The 14,871-nt window shown below is 61.6% G+C and carries 20 protein-coding genes; 7 read left to right on the top strand and 13 right to left on the bottom strand.

What is annotated here, in order from left to right:
• The first annotated feature begins 50 nt into the window (after window positions 1-50).
• The 3 genes from MRY17_RS11995 to MRY17_RS12005 all read left to right on the top strand — a co-directional run bounded on the left by MRY17_RS11995 (window position 51) and on the right by MRY17_RS12005 (window position 1,579).
• Complete coding sequence (locus MRY17_RS11995; RefSeq protein ID WP_124423732.1) at window positions 51-746, top strand: AzlC family ABC transporter permease; 696 nt, start codon at window positions 51-53, stop codon at window positions 744-746.
• On the top strand, window positions 743-1,054 hold the full coding sequence (locus tag MRY17_RS12000; protein WP_181283659.1) for an AzlD domain-containing protein: 312 nt from the start codon (window positions 743-745) through the stop codon (window positions 1,052-1,054). Before MRY17_RS11995 ends, MRY17_RS12000 begins: the two co-directional genes overlap by 4 nt.
• Before the next feature lie 171 nt (window positions 1,055-1,225).
• A complete protein-coding gene (locus tag MRY17_RS12005) occupies window positions 1,226-1,579 on the top strand; it encodes a hypothetical protein (RefSeq protein ID WP_181283660.1) in 354 nt (117 codons plus the stop codon).
• 159 nt (window positions 1,580-1,738) lie between these two features.
• On the opposite strand, the gene MRY17_RS12010 is transcribed toward MRY17_RS12005, so the two are convergent.
• The 11 genes from MRY17_RS12010 to MRY17_RS12060 form a co-directional block, all read right to left on the bottom strand.
• On the bottom strand, window positions 1,739-2,443 hold the full coding sequence (locus MRY17_RS12010; protein WP_181283661.1) for a YoaK family protein: 705 nt from the start codon (window positions 2,441-2,443) through the stop codon (window positions 1,739-1,741).
• A 67-nt stretch (window positions 2,444-2,510) separates the two neighbouring features.
• A complete protein-coding gene (locus MRY17_RS12015) occupies window positions 2,511-4,145 on the bottom strand; it encodes an ABC-F family ATP-binding cassette domain-containing protein (protein ID WP_243353831.1) in 1,635 nt (544 codons plus the stop codon).
• A gap of 124 nt (window positions 4,146-4,269) precedes the next feature.
• Window positions 4,270-5,316 (bottom strand): DNA topoisomerase IB, encoded by a 1,047-nt coding sequence (locus MRY17_RS12020; RefSeq protein ID WP_181283663.1) that lies wholly within the window; start codon window positions 5,314-5,316, stop codon window positions 4,270-4,272.
• Window positions 5,317-5,391: 75 nt separating this feature from the next.
• Window positions 5,392-6,471, bottom strand: a complete 1,080-nt coding sequence (gene modC, locus MRY17_RS12025) for a molybdenum ABC transporter ATP-binding protein (RefSeq protein WP_243353832.1) — start codon at window positions 6,469-6,471, stop codon at window positions 5,392-5,394.
• 5 nt (window positions 6,472-6,476) lie between these two features.
• Window positions 6,477-7,157 carry a molybdate ABC transporter permease subunit gene (modB, locus tag MRY17_RS12030; protein ID WP_243353833.1) on the bottom strand — a complete coding sequence of 227 codons (681 nt, stop codon included), beginning with the start codon at window positions 7,155-7,157 and terminating at the stop codon, window positions 6,477-6,479.
• A complete protein-coding gene (modA, locus tag MRY17_RS12035) occupies window positions 7,158-7,910 on the bottom strand; it encodes a molybdate ABC transporter substrate-binding protein (protein ID WP_431768380.1) in 753 nt (250 codons plus the stop codon). It abuts the gene before it with no gap.
• Between the two features lie 104 nt (window positions 7,911-8,014).
• On the bottom strand, window positions 8,015-9,073 hold the full coding sequence (locus MRY17_RS12040) for an NAD(P)H-dependent flavin oxidoreductase (RefSeq protein ID WP_243353834.1): 1,059 nt from the start codon (window positions 9,071-9,073) through the stop codon (window positions 8,015-8,017).
• Between the two features lie 109 nt (window positions 9,074-9,182).
• Window positions 9,183-10,229, bottom strand: a complete 1,047-nt coding sequence (gene ada, locus MRY17_RS12045) for a bifunctional DNA-binding transcriptional regulator/O6-methylguanine-DNA methyltransferase Ada (RefSeq protein ID WP_243353835.1) — start codon at window positions 10,227-10,229, stop codon at window positions 9,183-9,185.
• A 75-nt stretch (window positions 10,230-10,304) separates the two neighbouring features.
• On the bottom strand, window positions 10,305-10,970 hold the full coding sequence (gene alkB, locus MRY17_RS12050) for a DNA oxidative demethylase AlkB (protein WP_181283669.1): 666 nt from the start codon (window positions 10,968-10,970) through the stop codon (window positions 10,305-10,307).
• A 3-nt stretch (window positions 10,971-10,973) separates the two neighbouring features.
• Window positions 10,974-11,141: a hypothetical protein gene (locus tag MRY17_RS12055; RefSeq protein ID WP_181283670.1), complete on the bottom strand. Its 168-nt coding sequence runs from the start codon at window positions 11,139-11,141 to the stop codon at window positions 10,974-10,976.
• Between the two features lie 25 nt (window positions 11,142-11,166).
• Entirely contained in the window at window positions 11,167-11,469 is a 303-nt protein-coding gene (locus MRY17_RS12060; protein WP_003173824.1) for a DUF1883 domain-containing protein, read from the bottom strand.
• Window positions 11,470-11,681: 212 nt separating this feature from the next.
• Here MRY17_RS12060 and MRY17_RS12065 point away from each other — a divergent pair, with 212 nt between their 5' ends.
• The 4 genes from MRY17_RS12065 (at window position 11,682) to MRY17_RS12080 (ending at window position 14,082) form a co-directional block, all read left to right on the top strand.
• Complete coding sequence (locus MRY17_RS12065) at window positions 11,682-12,032, top strand: hypothetical protein (RefSeq protein ID WP_181283671.1); 351 nt, start codon at window positions 11,682-11,684, stop codon at window positions 12,030-12,032.
• 210 nt (window positions 12,033-12,242) lie between these two features.
• Window positions 12,243-12,866, top strand: a complete 624-nt coding sequence (locus MRY17_RS12070) for a c-type cytochrome (protein WP_243353836.1) — start codon at window positions 12,243-12,245, stop codon at window positions 12,864-12,866.
• Window positions 12,863-13,774: a c-type cytochrome gene (locus MRY17_RS12075; RefSeq protein WP_181283673.1), complete on the top strand. Its 912-nt coding sequence runs from the start codon at window positions 12,863-12,865 to the stop codon at window positions 13,772-13,774. Before MRY17_RS12070 ends, MRY17_RS12075 begins: the two co-directional genes overlap by 4 nt.
• Before the next feature lie 77 nt (window positions 13,775-13,851).
• Complete coding sequence (locus MRY17_RS12080) at window positions 13,852-14,082, top strand: hypothetical protein (protein ID WP_181283674.1); 231 nt, start codon at window positions 13,852-13,854, stop codon at window positions 14,080-14,082.
• A 9-nt stretch (window positions 14,083-14,091) separates the two neighbouring features.
• Here the strand turns inward: MRY17_RS12080 and MRY17_RS12085 are convergent, their stop codons facing one another.
• Both MRY17_RS12085 and MRY17_RS12090 read right to left on the bottom strand, forming a co-directional pair.
• The gene (locus MRY17_RS12085) at window positions 14,092-14,373 is read right to left on the bottom strand and encodes a hypothetical protein (protein WP_181283675.1); all 282 of its coding nucleotides are present in this window, start codon (window positions 14,371-14,373) and stop codon (window positions 14,092-14,094) included.
• Window positions 14,374-14,517: 144 nt separating this feature from the next.
• The gene (locus tag MRY17_RS12090) at window positions 14,518-14,703 is read right to left on the bottom strand and encodes a hypothetical protein (RefSeq protein WP_049713265.1); all 186 of its coding nucleotides are present in this window, start codon (window positions 14,701-14,703) and stop codon (window positions 14,518-14,520) included.
• Between the last annotated feature and the right edge of the window lie 168 nt (window positions 14,704-14,871).

Raw genomic sequence — 14,871 nt, forward strand, 5'->3', positions numbered from 1 at the left:
GCCTGAACGCGCAGGCATGCTTGCCGACTGTTTGTCGATGAGCCCAGTCCATGCCTACTGCCTTACCTCGTGACGCGTTCACCCGCGGTGCCATTGCTGTCATTCCGTTATCCCTGGCCTGCGCCCCCTGGGGGTTGCTCGCCGGCTCCATGGCTATCGATGCGCAATTCACGCCACTGCAGGCCCAGGGCTTGTCGGCCATCGTATTCGCCGGCGCGGCTCAACTGGTGGCGATCGGCATGGTCAAAAGCGGCGCGAGCCTGATCTCCATTGTGCTGACCACCTTGTTGCTCACCTCCCAGCATTTGCTCTACGGCATGCACATGCGCCCGACGCTGTCCTCGCTCAATACCCGCTGGCGCATGAGCCTGGGTTTTTTGTTGACCGACGAGTTCTTTGCCCTGGTCAATCACTATGACCGCCAGACCTTCAACCGCTGGTATGCCCTGGGTGTCGGCCTGACGTTTTATATCATCTGGAATTTGTTCACCCTGGCCGGCATTGTGCTGGGCAAAAGCATCCCCGGCCTGGACCAGCTGGGGCTGGAGTTTTCGATTGCCGCGACCTTTATCGCCTTGATCACGCCGGTGGTGCGCGACGTGCCGACGGTGGTCTGCGTGGCCGTCTCACTGTTGTGTTCGGTGTGGCTGAGTTACCTGCACTGGGAGTCGGCGGTGGTGGTCTCGGGCGTGTTGGGGATGAGCGCAGGGTTCGCCTGCAAACGCCTGGGAGTAGGGCAGCGATGATCTACCTGATGATTGTGGCGATGGCGCTGGTGGTATTTTTCAATCGCTACCTGTTTATCGAACCGCGCCTGCCGGTGCGGCTCAATCGGGCCACCCGTGAGTTCCTCGGGTTTGCCGTACCGGGCATGCTCACCGCGATTTGCGGGCCGATTATTTTCATCAAAGACCACCAACTGAACCTGAGTCCGAGCAACCCCTACTTGCTGGCCGGGATTTGCGCCGTAGGGTTGATGCTGTGGACGCGCAGTGTGCTGGTCACCGTGCTGTCGAGCATGGCGCTGTTTTATCTGTTGCGCTGGTGGTTGTGAGCCGCAGGCAAAAAAAAGCCCGCGGGAGGGCGGGCAGAAGGGAGACTTCTAAAAATGAGCCCGACAACTATTGGCGGCCGGTCTTGCCTTTACAGTGAAACAAAGTTCATGGGCGCGTCAGTTGGCGGCGACGCAATGGTAGAGTCACGGTTTTTCCAAGGAAGCACAGGCATGTACAAAGTGGTGATAGGCGCATTGGTACTGGCGACGCTGGCCGGCTGCGCGGGTTCGAAGATGAAAGAGGCGCGTGCGGGCAGCCCCTACAAGAGCATGGCGTCGGACAAGGCCACCCTGGTGGTCGCCCAATGCATCCAGTACGGCTGGCAGGATGAAAGCGTGTTTGGCGTCGATGCCGGCGGATTCAAGGAAGCCACCGAGGCCGGTGGCTTCACGGTTTACACCACCGGCGGCGACTACTTTGTGGATGTGCTGAGCAAAGGCGCGGGCTCTACCGTCAACTATTACGCCGCAGAAGACACGATGCCCGCCAAACGCCGTCTGGCTGCGCTTGCCACCTGCCTGTAATATTTTGCTCCAGACCTGTATTCGCCAACGTCCGGCGGGACAGCCGTCGGGCGTTGGCTTATTATTGACCCGCTCGCCCGACGTGAGGCTCTTTACCGGTACACGGATGTCGAGGCCGAAACGTCGGGCGAGCACCTCTTTTTTTCCAAACCTTGATGGTCAGCGTGGCATGAAGCCCAACTGCCAGCGCCGGGGAATCGCCAGGGTCGCCAGGCCCAGCAGCCCCGCCAGTGCCCCACTGACCCACAGCGCGCGCAGGCCGATCCGCTGCTCCAGCAGCGCCCCGATCACCGCGCCGACAAACATCCCTGCCCAGGGCACCAGCTGCATGCGCCAGCCATTGCGGCGCTCGCCCATCAACCAGCGGCCCAGCCCGCGACCAAAACGCGACAGCGCCCCTGTGACATAGGTGAGCCCCACCGGCACGCCATTGACTTGCTCGACTGCCGCGTTAAGCATGCCCATGGCGATAATCGCCGCCAACAGTGCGGGCAGCGTATCGGGCCATGGCAGCAGTGCCGCACCGCAGAGCAGGGCGCCGATGCTGAGCAGCAGGGGCAGCGCGTGGCGCCTGCTCAAGCGGCTGACGATGACTCCCAACGCGTTGCCGAGGATGAAGGTGGCAATCAGTAATACCAGGCGCGCGGTAAGCCCCCCGTCGCCTGCGCTGATTGCGACCGCCAGGCGCGTGGTGTTGCCGCTCATGAACGAGACAAAATCACCGCTGGCCATGAAACCAATCGCATCGGTCATGCCCGCCAGCACCGACAAACCGGCCACCAGCAGCAAGCCCACGCGTCCACGCCAGCGTTGTCGATGGGCGAGCGCGGCGTTGGCGTAAGGCTTGAGGGGCGAAGGCAGCATCGGGCCGGTTTCCAGTGAGGTTATCCGGCCACTACCCTAGGGCGCTTTGCGACGGCGTGCAATCAGATCACACCGCTTCCAGGCGCCAGCCCGTGCGGTACCAGCTCAAGTAATGGCTGGGTTGGATCGCTTGCAGGAACGCCTCGTCGTGGGACACCGCCACCAGCGCGCCAGTAAACCCCTTCAAGGCTTGTTCAAAGGCCATCACCGTCTCCAGGTCCAAGTGGTTGGTCGGCTCATCCAACAGCAACAGCTGCGCCGGTGCGCCGCGCCACAAAGCGATCGCCATCGCTGCTTTCAGACGCTCGGCACCGCTGAGTTGCCCCGCCGGTTGGGTCACGCGCAGGGCATCCAATTGCAGCAAGGCCAGGCGCGTGCGCAGTTCGGCTTCGACCAGCGGCGTTTCGAGCAGGTTGAGCTGTTCGACGATACTGCGCTGGTCGTCCAGCAGCGTCAGGTGCTGGTCGATATAGGCGCAGGGCACCGCGACCGCGCACCTGCCACTGACGCTTTGCCACTGTCCGGCAAGCAGCTTGAGCAAGGTGGATTTACCGCATCCGTTCGGCCCGCGCACCGCTACGCGCACCGGCCCGGTCAGGTCAAGGCTCAGATAAGTTGAAGGTGCATGCGGGTCCAGCCAGGGCAACTGCGCCTGTTGCAGGCTTACCACGTGGCGACCGTTGGCCAGGGCCGAACCCGGCAGGGCCAGCAAGGTCGGCGTCTGGTCCGCCACACGCTCGTAAGCCTGGCGCACCTGCGCGTCGAGGGCGTCTTTGTGATCGCGCTGGGCGCTGCCCAGTGCGCTGATGATTTGCGTGGCCGCGCCTTTCCAGCGCGCCTTGGTAAATCGGTCGACGTTCGCGGTCTCTGCGTGTTTGCGTGAGCGCGCCGCGTGGCGCTGCAGGCTGTCATGGGCCTTCTGCAAGCGTCGGCGTTCGCGGCTGCGCTGCTCGCGGGCGTATTCCCAGGCCGCGATAGCCGCCTGCTGCTGAGTGTCGCGTTGCAGAAGATAGGCCTCGTAGTTGCCGCCGTAAGCCTGCACACCGAGGGGCGACAATTCGATGATCCGGCCCATGGTGTTCAGCAATTGCCGATCATGGCTGACCACCACCAGGCCACCGCGCCAGGCGGCCAATTGCTGCAGCAGCCAGGCACGCCCGAGACTGTCGAGGTGGTTGCTGGGCTCGTCGAGGATCAGCAACTGCGGCGCCGCCAGCAGTGCGCCAATCACGGCGACTCTGGCCAACTGGCCGCCGCTGAGTTGATCGACCCGAGAAGCGATGCTGAGCGATGGCAACCCCGCCGCATCCAGGGCCGCGCGCAGACGCTCGGCCAGGTCCCAGCGCTCATCAATCAGGTCCAGGTCACCGGCGAGACCCACGCCCCGGGCCATACGTTCAAGGGCGGCCAGGCACTGGGCGGTACCGGTGAGATCGGCGACGGTCGCACCCGGCTGCACCACCACGGTCTGAGGCACGTACGCCATATGGGCTGGTACCTTCAACGAACCGGAAGTGGGCTGCAGGAGGCCGGCCATCAATTGCGCCAGGATACTTTTGCCGCGCCCGTTGCGACCGACGATCCCGGTGGGCGTATGGTCGATGGACACATTGAGGTCTTCCAGCAAGGTTTCACCATTGGCGAACCGCAAAGACAGGTGTTGCAAGCAAACAAGTGCGGGCCGCCGGTTGACGTGAGTCATCAGCACCTCCAGGAAAATGTCGAACAGGCCAACCAGCGCGCCAGGCGCCTGGTTGCAGATACATTTTGGAAGGCTTAATTGTTCACGTCGGCGATCGTCCCGCGAGTCAGAAGGGACTCGGAGGCTAACCCACCCTGGCTGTCTGGGGCAAGTCTGCGGCCAACTGCTCAAGGAACATGGCCAAGGCGACTTCTTCGGCTTTAAGGCCCTTGCGCACCCGTGGCTTGGGCAGCTTGGACAGCTCGCCCAGGCTGAAATGGTCGAGTACCGCCGGGTGGATATAGCACTTGCGACACACCGCCGGCGTATTTCCCAGTTGCCGGGCGACGTCCTTGACCATCGTTACCACATGGCGCTTGGCGTCGGATTCCGGTTGCCATGCCAGTTCGCGCAACACCGCCAATGCCATGGCGGTGCCGGCCCAGGTGCGGTAGTCCTTGGCGGTAAAGTCTTCCCCGGTCAGGCTATGCAGATACGCGTTGACATCCTGGGAGCTGACGGTATGGCGTTCGCCGTTTTCGTCCAGGTACTGGAACAGGTTCTGCCCGGGCAGTTCCATGCAACGCTTGACCACGTTGGCCAGGCGCCGATCCTTGACGCTGATTTGATGCTCAACGCCGCTCTTGCCGCGAAACTGGAATTTTATCTCGCTGCCCTTGATGTCCACATGGCGGTTGCGCAGGGTGGTCAGGCCGTAGGATTTGTTGTCGCGAGCGTACTGGGTGTTGCCGACACGGATCAGCGTGGCATCGAGCAACATCACCACTGTCGCCAGCACCTTTTCCCGGGTGAACCCAGGCTCGGCAATCTGTGCTTCGAGCTTTTTGCGCAACTTGGGCAAGGCATTGCCGAACGCCTGCAACCGCGCGTACTTGTCGCTGTCACGCACTTCGCGCCAGCGTGTGTGGTAACGGTATTGCTTGCGACCACGGGCGTCGCGGCCGGTGGCTTGCAAGTGGCCGCGCGGGTCGGCGCAGATCCACACATCGGTGTAGGCCGGCGGTACCGCCAGAGCGTTCAGGCGTTTGATTTCAGCGGCATCGGTGATGCGCTCGCCGTCGGGGCCGAAATACTGGAACTTGCCGCGCAGCTTTTTGCGGCGAATTCCGGGTTGGGTGTCATCAACGTAATGCAAATCGCGGGGCAGATCGGGCAGCGAAGAGTCGGGCATGGTGCAGGTTCCTTGGCAACGGATCAGGCCGGTATGTCTGATTGACCGCGTCACCCTGCGGTCGTGCCAAATGGTTTAGGCGAGCACCGCCACTGCCTTGATTTGCGCCCACAGCACCTGACCCGGCTGCACATTCAATTGGTCCCGCGAGAACCGCGTGATGCGCGCCAGCAACGGTGTGCCAGCGGCGTCCAGGCGCACCAGTGCGTGGGCACTGTTATCCGCCGCGACGTCCTGGATGACGGTCACCGGCAGGCGATTGAGGATGCTGCTGTGCTCTTGCGCCTGGTGGCTGAGGCTGACGTCCCGTGCCTGAATCTTGACCCGCAGCTGTTTGCCCAGGGCCATCGGCGTGTGGGCCACGCGGATCTGCAACGGGCAACCGGGCAATTGCAAGGTGAGCAACTGATAGGGGGCGTCGTAGGCAATCACGCTGCCCGTGACCACCACACCGGCATCGTCGCCCAACGCCAGGGGCAGATCGAGCCGCGCCAGGGTGTCGCCGATGGGCCCGCTGGCCAGGGCCTTGCCGTAGCCGAGCAAGACGATGTGGTCGGCCAGTCGCGCCACCTCGTCCTGGGCATGGCTAACGTACAGCACCGGAATATCCAGCTCGTCGTGCAGGCGTTCGAGGTAAGGCAGGATCTCGCTTTTGCGCTGGCTGTCGAGGGCCGCCAAGGGTTCATCCATCAGCAGCAGTCGAGGGCTGGTGAGCAGGGCGCGGGCGATGCCGACGCGCTGGCGTTCGCCGCCGGACAGGTGCTGTGGGTCGCGTTCGAGCAGCTGAGCGATACCCAGCAGCTCAGTGGCATGGGCCATTTCAACGCGCCGCTGTGCACGTGGGATGCGCTTGAGGCCGAACGCCAGGTTATCCCGCACCGATAGATGGGGAAACAGGCTCGCCTCCTGGAAAACGTAGCCCAGGGCGCGTTTGTGCGGCGGCACGAACAGCCCGTTACGGCTGTCTTGCCAGACCTCGTCGTTGATCTGCACAAACCCCTCAGCGGCGCGCTCAAGGCCTGCGATACAGCGCAGGCAACTGGTCTTGCCGGAGCCGGAAGGGCCGTAAAGGGCGGTTACGCCGCGGCCGGGCAATTGCAGTTCCACGTCCAGCGCGAAGCCTGTGTACTTCAGGTGCAGGCGTACTTCAATCATTGCAATCAGCTCCAGCCCATTTTGGTTTTACGGCTGGAGTAGAGCGCCAGCAACACAAGGAACGCGAACACTACCATCGCGCCGGCCAGCCAGTGGGCCTGGGCATATTCCATGGCTTCGACGTGGTCGTAGATCTGCACCGAGACCACCCGGGTCTTGTCCGGGATATTGCCGCCGATCATCAGCACCACGCCGAACTCGCCGACGGTATGGGCGAAGCCGAGGATCGATGCGGTGATAAAACCTGGGCGAGCCAGCGGCAGGATCACCGTGAAAAAGGTGTCCCAGGGGCTGGCTCGCAAGGTCGCGGCCACTTCCAGCGGGCGCATGCCGATGGCCGAGAACGCATTCTGCAGGGGTTGCACCACGAAGGGCAGGGAGTAGATCACCGAACCGACCACCAGCCCGGCGAAGCTGAAGGTCAGGGTGCCCAGGCCCAGCCATTGGGTGAACTGGCCGACATAGCCATTGGGCCCCAGAGTCAACAGCAAGTAGAAGCCGATGACCGTCGGCGGCAGCACCAAGGGCAACGCGACGATTGCACCGATGGGGCCGCGCCACCAGGAACGGGTGCGCGACAGCCACAGGGCGATCGGCGTACCGATCACCAACAGGATCACCGTAGTCAGCGACGCCAGCTTGATCGTCAACCAGATCGCGGAAAAATCAGCACTCGTGAGCGGCATTTACAGTGCATAACCGTAAGACTTGATTACCGCAGCGGCTTTCGGCCCTTTCAGGTAATCAACCAGCGCCTTGGCGGCAGCGCTGTCCTTGCCTTTGGTGAGGATCACCGCGTCTTGTCTGATCGGATCGTGCAGGGAGGAGGGCACGATCCACGCCGAGCCGCTGGACACTTTGCCGTCCTTGTATATCTGCGACAGCGCCACAAAGCCCAGCTCGGCATTGCCGGTGGACACGAACTGATAGGCCTGGGTGATGTTCTGGCCTTCGACGAGCTTGTCCCTGACCTTTTCGGTCAAGCCTTCCCTGGCCAGCACTTGAGTGGCGGCCAGGCCGTACGGCGCGGCTTTCGGGTTGGCGATGGACAGGTGCTTGAACGCATTCTGCTTGAGCACGTCACCCTGGGCATCCACGTAGCCTTCTTTCGCCGACCACAGGGCCAGGGTGCCCACCGCGTAGGTAAAGCGCGAGCCCTTGACGGTATCGCCTTCGGCCTCGAGCTTTTGCGGAGTGGTGTCGTCGGCACTGAGGAACACCTGGAACGGCGCGCCGTTCTTGATCTGGGTATAGAACTGCCCGGTGGCGCCGTAGGCCGCGACCAGCTTGTGACCGGTGTCTTTCTCGAAGTCGGCGGCGATCGCCTGGATCGGCGCGGTAAAGTTGGCGGCGACGGCCACTTGTACTTCATCGGCCTGCGTCGAACCCAGGGCGAAGACGGCGAGCAGGGGGGCCAGGCGCGCGGCGCGGATCATCATGAAGCAACTCCTTGAGGGGATACGGCCGATTGCCGCTATGTACGGGAATATATAGCGGTTGCCGGGTGCCGGTACAGTGCGAAGTGCTGAAGGAGCTCGCGCGTCTAGCGCAGTTTGGCCAATGTCTGCTCAGCCAGTTGGCGGGTCAGGTCGTAAGTTGAACGTTCGTGACCCAGACGCAAAGCCTGGCCTGCCCACAGGTTGCTGAAACCCGCTTCGTCCCTGGCCTTCAGGGGCATCAATGCACCACCGGCCCGAGGAAATGCCGGTGCGGCGCGGTTGATCGCGCCCAACTCGCGCATCACACGGTTGACTATGCCCCTTGCCGGGCGCCCGGTGAACAGGTTGGTGAGGGCCGTGTCGCTGGCCTGGGCATGCCGCAAGGCATGGTGATGGGCCGCGCTGACGCTGGCTTCAGGGGTGAACAGGTACGCCGTGCCGATCTGCACCGCCGAGGCGCCCAGGGCAAACGCCGCGAGCATCCCGCGCGAATCCGCGATCCCGCCGGCTGCGATCACCGGTACGCTGACAGCGTCGACGACCTGCGGCAGCAGCGCCATCAAGCCGATCTGACTGTTGAGGTCATCACTGAGGAACATACCGCGGTGTCCACCGGCCTCGATGCCCATTGCAATAATCGCGTCGCAGCCGTGTTGTTCCAGCCAGACCGCTTCCTCCACCGTGGTGGCCGATGAAAGCACCTTGGCGCCAGTGGCTTTCACCCGGTCCATCAAGGTTTTTGATGGCAGGCCAAAGTGAAAGCTGACGACTTCAGGACGGAAGGTTTCGATCACTTCACACGCCGCTTCATTGAAGGGGGCACGATTGGACACCGGCGTCGGCGCATCCAAGTCGGCGCCCAGTTCACGATAGTAAGGCTCCAGCAACGCTTTCCAGCGGCGGTCCTGCTCGTCATTCGCAGCGGGCGCCTGATGGCAGAAAAAGTTGACATTGAGGGGGCCGGTACCGGTTTGGCGGATGAATGCCAACGCGTCGCGCAGTTGCTCGATGCCCAGCGCCGCAGCGGGCATGGAGCCCAGTGCGCCGGCCTGGCTGGCGGCAATCACCATGGCGGTGGTGGTCGCGCCTGCCATGGGGGCCTGGATGATAGGCAGGTCGATGCCCAACAGGTCGAGAATGCGCATGTCTGGCCAGGTGCTCATGGGATGCGTCTCCAGCGTCAGTGAGGCTTTTCGCTGTTTTAGCAGGGCACTTGGCGCCAGGCCAGTCTGTTTTATTCACTGGACGAGGGCAGTGCTTTATGCAACGGGGTCAGCTTGATGTTTCCCGCTCCAGCAACGTGCGCTTGCGCTCTACACCCCAGCGGTAGCCGGACAGGGCGCCGTCGCTGCGCACCACGCGATGGCAGGGGATTGCCACCGCCAAGTGGTTGGCGCCGCAGGCCTGGGCCACGGCGCGAAATGAAGTGGGCGCGCCGATACGCTGGGCAATCTGCGCATAGCTGGCCGTGCTGCCCGCCGGAATGTCCCGCAGTGCTTGCCATACCCGTTCCTGGAAGGCCGTGCCGCGCAGATCCAACGGCAGGTCCAGGCCCAGGGCGGGCGCTTCGATAAAGCCCACGACCTGGGCGATCAAGTGTTCGAAATCTCGATCCGCGCCGACCAGTTCGGCGTTGGGGAATTGGTCCTGCAGGTCCCGCACCAGCGTATCCGGATCGTCACCGAGCAGAATTGCGCACACGCCGCGCTGACTCTGCGCCACCAGAATCGCTCCAAGCGAGCATTGGCCCACCGCAAAACGAATCAGATTGTTGGCGCCGCCGGCCTTGTACTCCCGGGGCTTCATGCCGAGCACCTGGTCAGCCGCTGCATAAAAGCGGCTGTTGGAATTGAAGCCGGCGTCGTACAGCGTATCGGTGACCGACTGCTGCCCCTTGAGCCCATCACGCACTTTGCGCGAGCGCAGGGCGCCAGCGTACCCCTTGGGTGTGAGGCCGGTGATGGCTTTGAACACGCGATGGAAATGAAAGGAACTCAAGCCGGCCTGACGGGCGAGGGCCTCCAGGCTGGGTGGCGTTTCGGCTAGTTCTATCTGGCGACACGCGTCGGCGACCAGCTTTGCATGGTGGGCGGTCCGTTGGGTCTGGTCGCCGGCGGCGCGTCGGCTGGGACGATAACCGGCGGCTTCGGCGTGTGCCGGCGTGTCGAAGAATTCGATATTTTCCGGGCGCGGCAAACGCGAGGCTCTGCTGGGGCGGCAGTACACACCGGTGGTTTTCACGCCGTAGACAAACAGCCCGTCGGCCTTGGCATCGCGGGCAACGATGGCGGCCCAGCGTGGGTCTAGTGGATTGTTCATGGCCTGCACTCTTGAGTGGTGATCGGCAGATTAACCCTGTGGTTCGCGCTCGGCACCCCGAAGCTTGCGGTCAAATCAGCCGGCGGTGCGAAAGGTCAGGTTGATGCGTTGCGGCCCCATGACCGGGTGCACGCCTTCCTTGACCGGCATCACGCCGTGGTAGCGCAGACGATCCACACCGCCCCAGACCACCACATCACCGTGAAACAGCGAGACTTTTTGTGCTTTGTCGCTGCGTTGATGGCCGCCGAACAGGAAAATCGCCGGCAGTCCGAGGGACACCGATACCACTGGCGCGTCATAGCCCCGCTCGTTCTTGTCCTGGTGCAGCGACATTTTTGCGCCGGGTACGTAGCGATTGATCAGGCAGGCATCCGGCGAGAAATCGCGGAAACCAGCCGCGTTTGCCGCCGAGACGGCCAATTCGCGCAACGCGTCGGGCATTGCCGGCCAGGGCTGCTGGCTGCACGGATCGACAGGGCTGTAGCGGTAGCCGCGCGTGTCGGTGGTCCAGCCCAGCGCGCCACAACTGCTCAGCGCGGCCGACATGGTAAAGCCGCCGGGCGTGACCATCTGCCGAAACGGAGATTGGGCCAGGACACGCCGCAGATCGGGCAATAAACGATCAATCCAGGGCAGGGCGTAACCTCCCAGGACGTAGGACTCTTCGCCAATCTGTTCGCGCCTTGCAGGTTGTTGCAAAGCATCGTCGGCGAACAGGTCAGCGGTAGGGCCGGCCATGGCTTACAGCGCCTTGCTCACGTTGATGTCAGTAATTTCGTCGCTTGCATCGTGGATTTTCGCCAGGGCTTGGCGGGCTTCTTCGACGCTGTTGCTGGTCAACTGGGCGAATTCGAAGCGACGTTCGCCGTTGAGTTTGTACTTGATGACGTATTTGATCGTGGCGTTCACGGCTTTCTTCCTTACGGTGTTCGGGTCAGCTCAGCTTGGTGCTGGTGCGGCGAACGATGCGGATCTTGTGGGACAGCGCCGGTTTGCGGGTAACACTGATGGCGCGGCGTGTGACCACATCCAGGGTAATGTTCCAGAAACCGGTGCTTGGCGCGGTGATTTTCGCCGGGAATTTGTCGAATGCGCCACCGTGATAGGTATGGCGACCACCGTTCTTGAAACTGCGAAAATTCGCATCGCTCATCAGACGAATATTACAGGTCTGTGAGCATTCGATGACGACAATGTCGCCCTCGTTAAGGTGCTCACGCTGATGGATGAATTTCATGGGGTGTCTCCAGAAGGGCTTTTTCTGAAAAATCAGAACGATACGTAGGTTAAGATGGAGTTTATCAGCCCCAGCGCGATTATTATCGGGCCGTCGTCGACGACTTCGACAATTTAAAACAGTTATTTACCGAGTTTTTAGAGATAAATCTTACATTGGCGGGAGAAATTCCCTATGCCCGCTGTCGTAGGGTCTTTATCGGAGGTTTTAGTATGAAGTGGAGTGTGTTGGTGCTGGCCTTGGCAATAGGCGGGTGTGCTTCGGTTGCCGATATCAAGCAGACCCCACCCACGTTGGTGGTCATTTCCGGGAAAAAGCCGCAGGAATATGCGGCCTGCGTGGTGCGAAAGTTGGAGGCGACACGTCGTCCGTCACAGATCGAACCCCATAAGGAAGGAATTCAAGTGATTGTGCCGCAGAAGTTTTCGGCCGATCCGTCAGCGATCTTCGAAATCGAGGACCGCTCCAGTGGCAGCAGCATCAAGCTCTATGAAAGCATGTCCAACGTGCCGATTCGCCCGGGCGATGTGAAGAAAGCCGGGGAGGATTGCATTTCCGGCTAAGCCAGGGCGTATTTCCACGAACTGAATCCGATAAAAGCCCCACTCTCCAGGAACGAGTCTCTTCGATCCTGCAGAGTGGGGCTTTTTTTGTACTTTTTTGGTGTTGTAGCGGAAGGCCAATTCCCCTACCATCTGTGAGGTTATGCATTTATCGCCTAAGCTTATAACTATACAGATGGAGCTGTGATGAGGTCTCTGGAGCGAGCACTGATGGGAGGCGCGTTATGGTTGCTGTTGGGCAACACTTACGCGCTCGATGGCAACAAGATTTTTACCGAGGGCGGTTCGCAGCCCGGCGCGATGCCTTGTGTGGCCTGTCATGGCGCCGATGGGCTGGGGCTGGCCGCGGCAGGTTTCCCCAGGCTGGCGGGGTTGCCGGCACACTACGTGCGCAAGCAGTTGGCGGACTACGCCAGCGGCGCGCGAAGTCATCCGGTGATGCAGCCGCTGGCAAGCGCGCTCACCGATGCGCAAATCTCAGCATTGAGCGATGCCGTGGCCGCGATGCCTGCTCCCATGATCGCTGCGGTACCTCGTAGCCAAATGCCGGCCAACCCGATACAGAAACTGGCCCTCCAAGGTGCGTGGGAACGGCAGATCCCCGCATGCGTCAGTTGCCACGGTCCCGCTGGTGTTGGCGTGGGGGATGCATTTCCGCCCTTGGCCGGCCAGCCCGCCGCTTATCTGGTGGCGCAACTGAACGCTTGGCAGAACGGCACGCGGCGCAACGATCCCAATGATCTGATGGGGCACATCGCCAAAGCCCTGACTCCGGATGAGGTGCAGGGCGTGGCCCATTACTTCGCCTCGTTGCCGCTGGAGGCCACGCCATGAAGGCAATCATATTGATGGGAATGCTCATTGCGTTGCCCGCCCAGGCTGCCACGATCGCCATGGAAGATCAGTCGCAATTGCAGGCCGCCAAGCATGCCAATGTCCCAGCCTTTGAACCGCCCCAGGAAAGCGAACTGCCGGACAATGCCTACGGCAAGCTGGTCAGGCAGGGGTATGAGTTGTTCGTGGACACCAAGCGCCTGGCGCCGCAATTTGTCGGCAACGGGCTCAATTGCAGCAACTGCCATCTGGATCAGGGTCGCATGGCCAATTCGGCGCCTTTGTGGGGCGCGTATCCCATGTATCCGGCGTACCGCAAGAAGAACGACAAGGTCAATACCTTTGCCGAGCGCTTGCAGGGCTGCTTCCAGTTCAGCATGAACGGCGGTGCCCCGCCGGCCGCGGACAGTCCCGAGATTACCGCGCTGTCGGTGTACGCCTACTGGCTCTCCAGCAAGGCGCCTCTGGGTGTCGAACTGCCGGGGCGCGGTTATCCCGATGTGGCGCAACCGACCAATGGATATGACCTGGCTCAAGGCGCGCAGGTGTACAACGGGCAGTGCGCAATTTGCCATGGTGCGCAAGGGCAGGGGCAGAAAGTCGGCGAGGGGTATGTGATGCCGCCGTTGTGGGGCAAGGATTCCTATAACTGGGGGGCTGGCATGCACCGGATCAACACGGCGGCCTCCTTCATCAAGCACAACATGCCGTTGGGCAAGATCGGCAGCTTGAGCGATCAGCAGGCGTGGGACGTCGCCGCGTATATCAACAGCCACGAACGCCCGCAGGATCCGAGGCTGGTTGAAGGGTCGATCGAGAAGACCCGTATCAAGTTTCACGCCAATGACGGGGTCAATCTCTATGGCCAGACTGTGGAAGGCGTGTTGATCGGGCAAGGCATCCGTTAAACTGTTGGTCACTGTCTACAAGAATGCCGCTCAAACCCTCGGTCTGAGCGGCATTGACCTGCCTGGAACGTCCCGTTATGAAGCGAGAACACGTCAAAGACCGCCATGCTGAGGGTCAGATCACAGCCACCCACGTCATCCAGAACCCTGCCGACCTGGGCGAGTGGATCGTATTTTTCAAGAAAAGTGACGGCCGCAGTTACTTCCTGGTGGACGATCAGGATGAGGTCGAGTCATTCCCGCGCCTGGATGACCTGATCGAAACCTTGCGCGGCCTGGGGATCAAGTTCGCCGAAGTTCACCTGTAGCGCCAAGGCTTACTTGCACACCACCAGGACGCTGCGGCTTTTGAAATTGCCCACGTCCTTGCCCAGGGTCTGTTCGCTTTCCTTGAGGGCCGGGGTTCCGTCGGTACCGACGATACGGTAGCCGGTGCCCGCGCAGGAGGCGTCGGCTTTCTCGTAGCAACTGGCCCACGAGTTGGCTTCGCCCGAGCAGTCGATGGTCAGGCCTTGCTCACCATTTTTCAGGTAAGTGTCGGATGTGGTGGTGCAGCCGGCCAGCGCCAATACCGCAGTGAATGCCAGGATCTTGTTCATAGAGAATCGTCTTCGAAGGTGTGGGAGGGGGGCGCTGACACTGTTGTGGGGCGTTGGCGGAAGATTATAGCGAACTGCCATCTAGGTACAGCCAAACACAAAAAAGCCCCGCTTTGCGGGGCTTTTGCTGCAAGGCTGCGTGGCTTACTTGCCTTTTGGCCGCTTGCTCGATGCATGACCGGCTTCATCCACGAATACTTCGGCGACTGCAATTGCCTGGCTTTCGGTCGCGAAAGCGCCCGCGACGCTGTCGCCATGGAAGTTGATCAAGTGCCAGCCGTCCGCACGTTGGGTGATCAGGTAGCCGTTTACGCCTTTTGGTTCTGACATCTAATTAGCAGTCTCGTAAGCTGATTCAAGTGCGCAATGATAGCCGCAAATACCCTGGCGTTGCCCAAGTAATTCATGCCCGGTGCCGGGTAATGAAAAGCATGCTACAAAGAGTGCGACTCGTTAAAACAGTGAGGCTCGAGTGCCGGTCAGTCCGCCCATTGAAAG

Source organism: Pseudomonas orientalis (assembly GCF_022807995.1).
Taxonomy (GTDB): Bacteria; Pseudomonadota; Gammaproteobacteria; order Pseudomonadales; family Pseudomonadaceae; genus Aquipseudomonas; species Aquipseudomonas orientalis_B.

What these genes read in the sequence shown, in the direction of transcription:
- MRY17_RS11995 (WP_124423732.1), top strand. Translation starts at nt 51, where the DNA reads ATGCCTACTGCCTTACCTCGTGACGCGTTCACCCGCGGTGCCATTGCT.
- MRY17_RS12000 (WP_181283659.1), top strand. Translation starts at nt 743, where the DNA reads ATGATCTACCTGATGATTGTGGCGATGGCGCTGGTGGTATTTTTCAAT.
- MRY17_RS12005 (WP_181283660.1), top strand. Translation starts at nt 1,226, where the DNA reads ATGTACAAAGTGGTGATAGGCGCATTGGTACTGGCGACGCTGGCCGGC.
- MRY17_RS12010 (WP_181283661.1), bottom strand. Translation starts at nt 2,443, where the DNA reads ATGCTGCCTTCGCCCCTCAAGCCTTACGCCAACGCCGCGCTCGCCCAT.
- MRY17_RS12015 (WP_243353831.1), bottom strand. Translation starts at nt 4,145, where the DNA reads ATGACTCACGTCAACCGGCGGCCCGCACTTGTTTGCTTGCAACACCTG.
- MRY17_RS12020 (WP_181283663.1), bottom strand. Translation starts at nt 5,316, where the DNA reads ATGCCCGACTCTTCGCTGCCCGATCTGCCCCGCGATTTGCATTACGTT.
- modC (WP_243353832.1), bottom strand. Translation starts at nt 6,471, where the DNA reads ATGATTGAAGTACGCCTGCACCTGAAGTACACAGGCTTCGCGCTGGAC.
- modB (WP_243353833.1), bottom strand. Translation starts at nt 7,157, where the DNA reads ATGCCGCTCACGAGTGCTGATTTTTCCGCGATCTGGTTGACGATCAAG.
- modA (WP_431768380.1), bottom strand. Translation starts at nt 7,910, where the DNA reads ATGATGATCCGCGCCGCGCGCCTGGCCCCCCTGCTCGCCGTCTTCGCC.
- MRY17_RS12040 (WP_243353834.1), bottom strand. Translation starts at nt 9,073, where the DNA reads ATGAGCACCTGGCCAGACATGCGCATTCTCGACCTGTTGGGCATCGAC.
- ada (WP_243353835.1), bottom strand. Translation starts at nt 10,229, where the DNA reads ATGAACAATCCACTAGACCCACGCTGGGCCGCCATCGTTGCCCGCGAT.
- alkB (WP_181283669.1), bottom strand. Translation starts at nt 10,970, where the DNA reads ATGGCCGGCCCTACCGCTGACCTGTTCGCCGACGATGCTTTGCAACAA.
- MRY17_RS12060 (WP_003173824.1), bottom strand. Translation starts at nt 11,469, where the DNA reads ATGAAATTCATCCATCAGCGTGAGCACCTTAACGAGGGCGACATTGTC.
- MRY17_RS12065 (WP_181283671.1), top strand. Translation starts at nt 11,682, where the DNA reads ATGAAGTGGAGTGTGTTGGTGCTGGCCTTGGCAATAGGCGGGTGTGCT.
- MRY17_RS12070 (WP_243353836.1), top strand. Translation starts at nt 12,243, where the DNA reads ATGGGAGGCGCGTTATGGTTGCTGTTGGGCAACACTTACGCGCTCGAT.
- MRY17_RS12075 (WP_181283673.1), top strand. Translation starts at nt 12,863, where the DNA reads ATGAAGGCAATCATATTGATGGGAATGCTCATTGCGTTGCCCGCCCAG.
- MRY17_RS12080 (WP_181283674.1), top strand. Translation starts at nt 13,852, where the DNA reads ATGAAGCGAGAACACGTCAAAGACCGCCATGCTGAGGGTCAGATCACA.
- MRY17_RS12085 (WP_181283675.1), bottom strand. Translation starts at nt 14,373, where the DNA reads ATGAACAAGATCCTGGCATTCACTGCGGTATTGGCGCTGGCCGGCTGC.
- MRY17_RS12090 (WP_049713265.1), bottom strand. Translation starts at nt 14,703, where the DNA reads ATGTCAGAACCAAAAGGCGTAAACGGCTACCTGATCACCCAACGTGCG.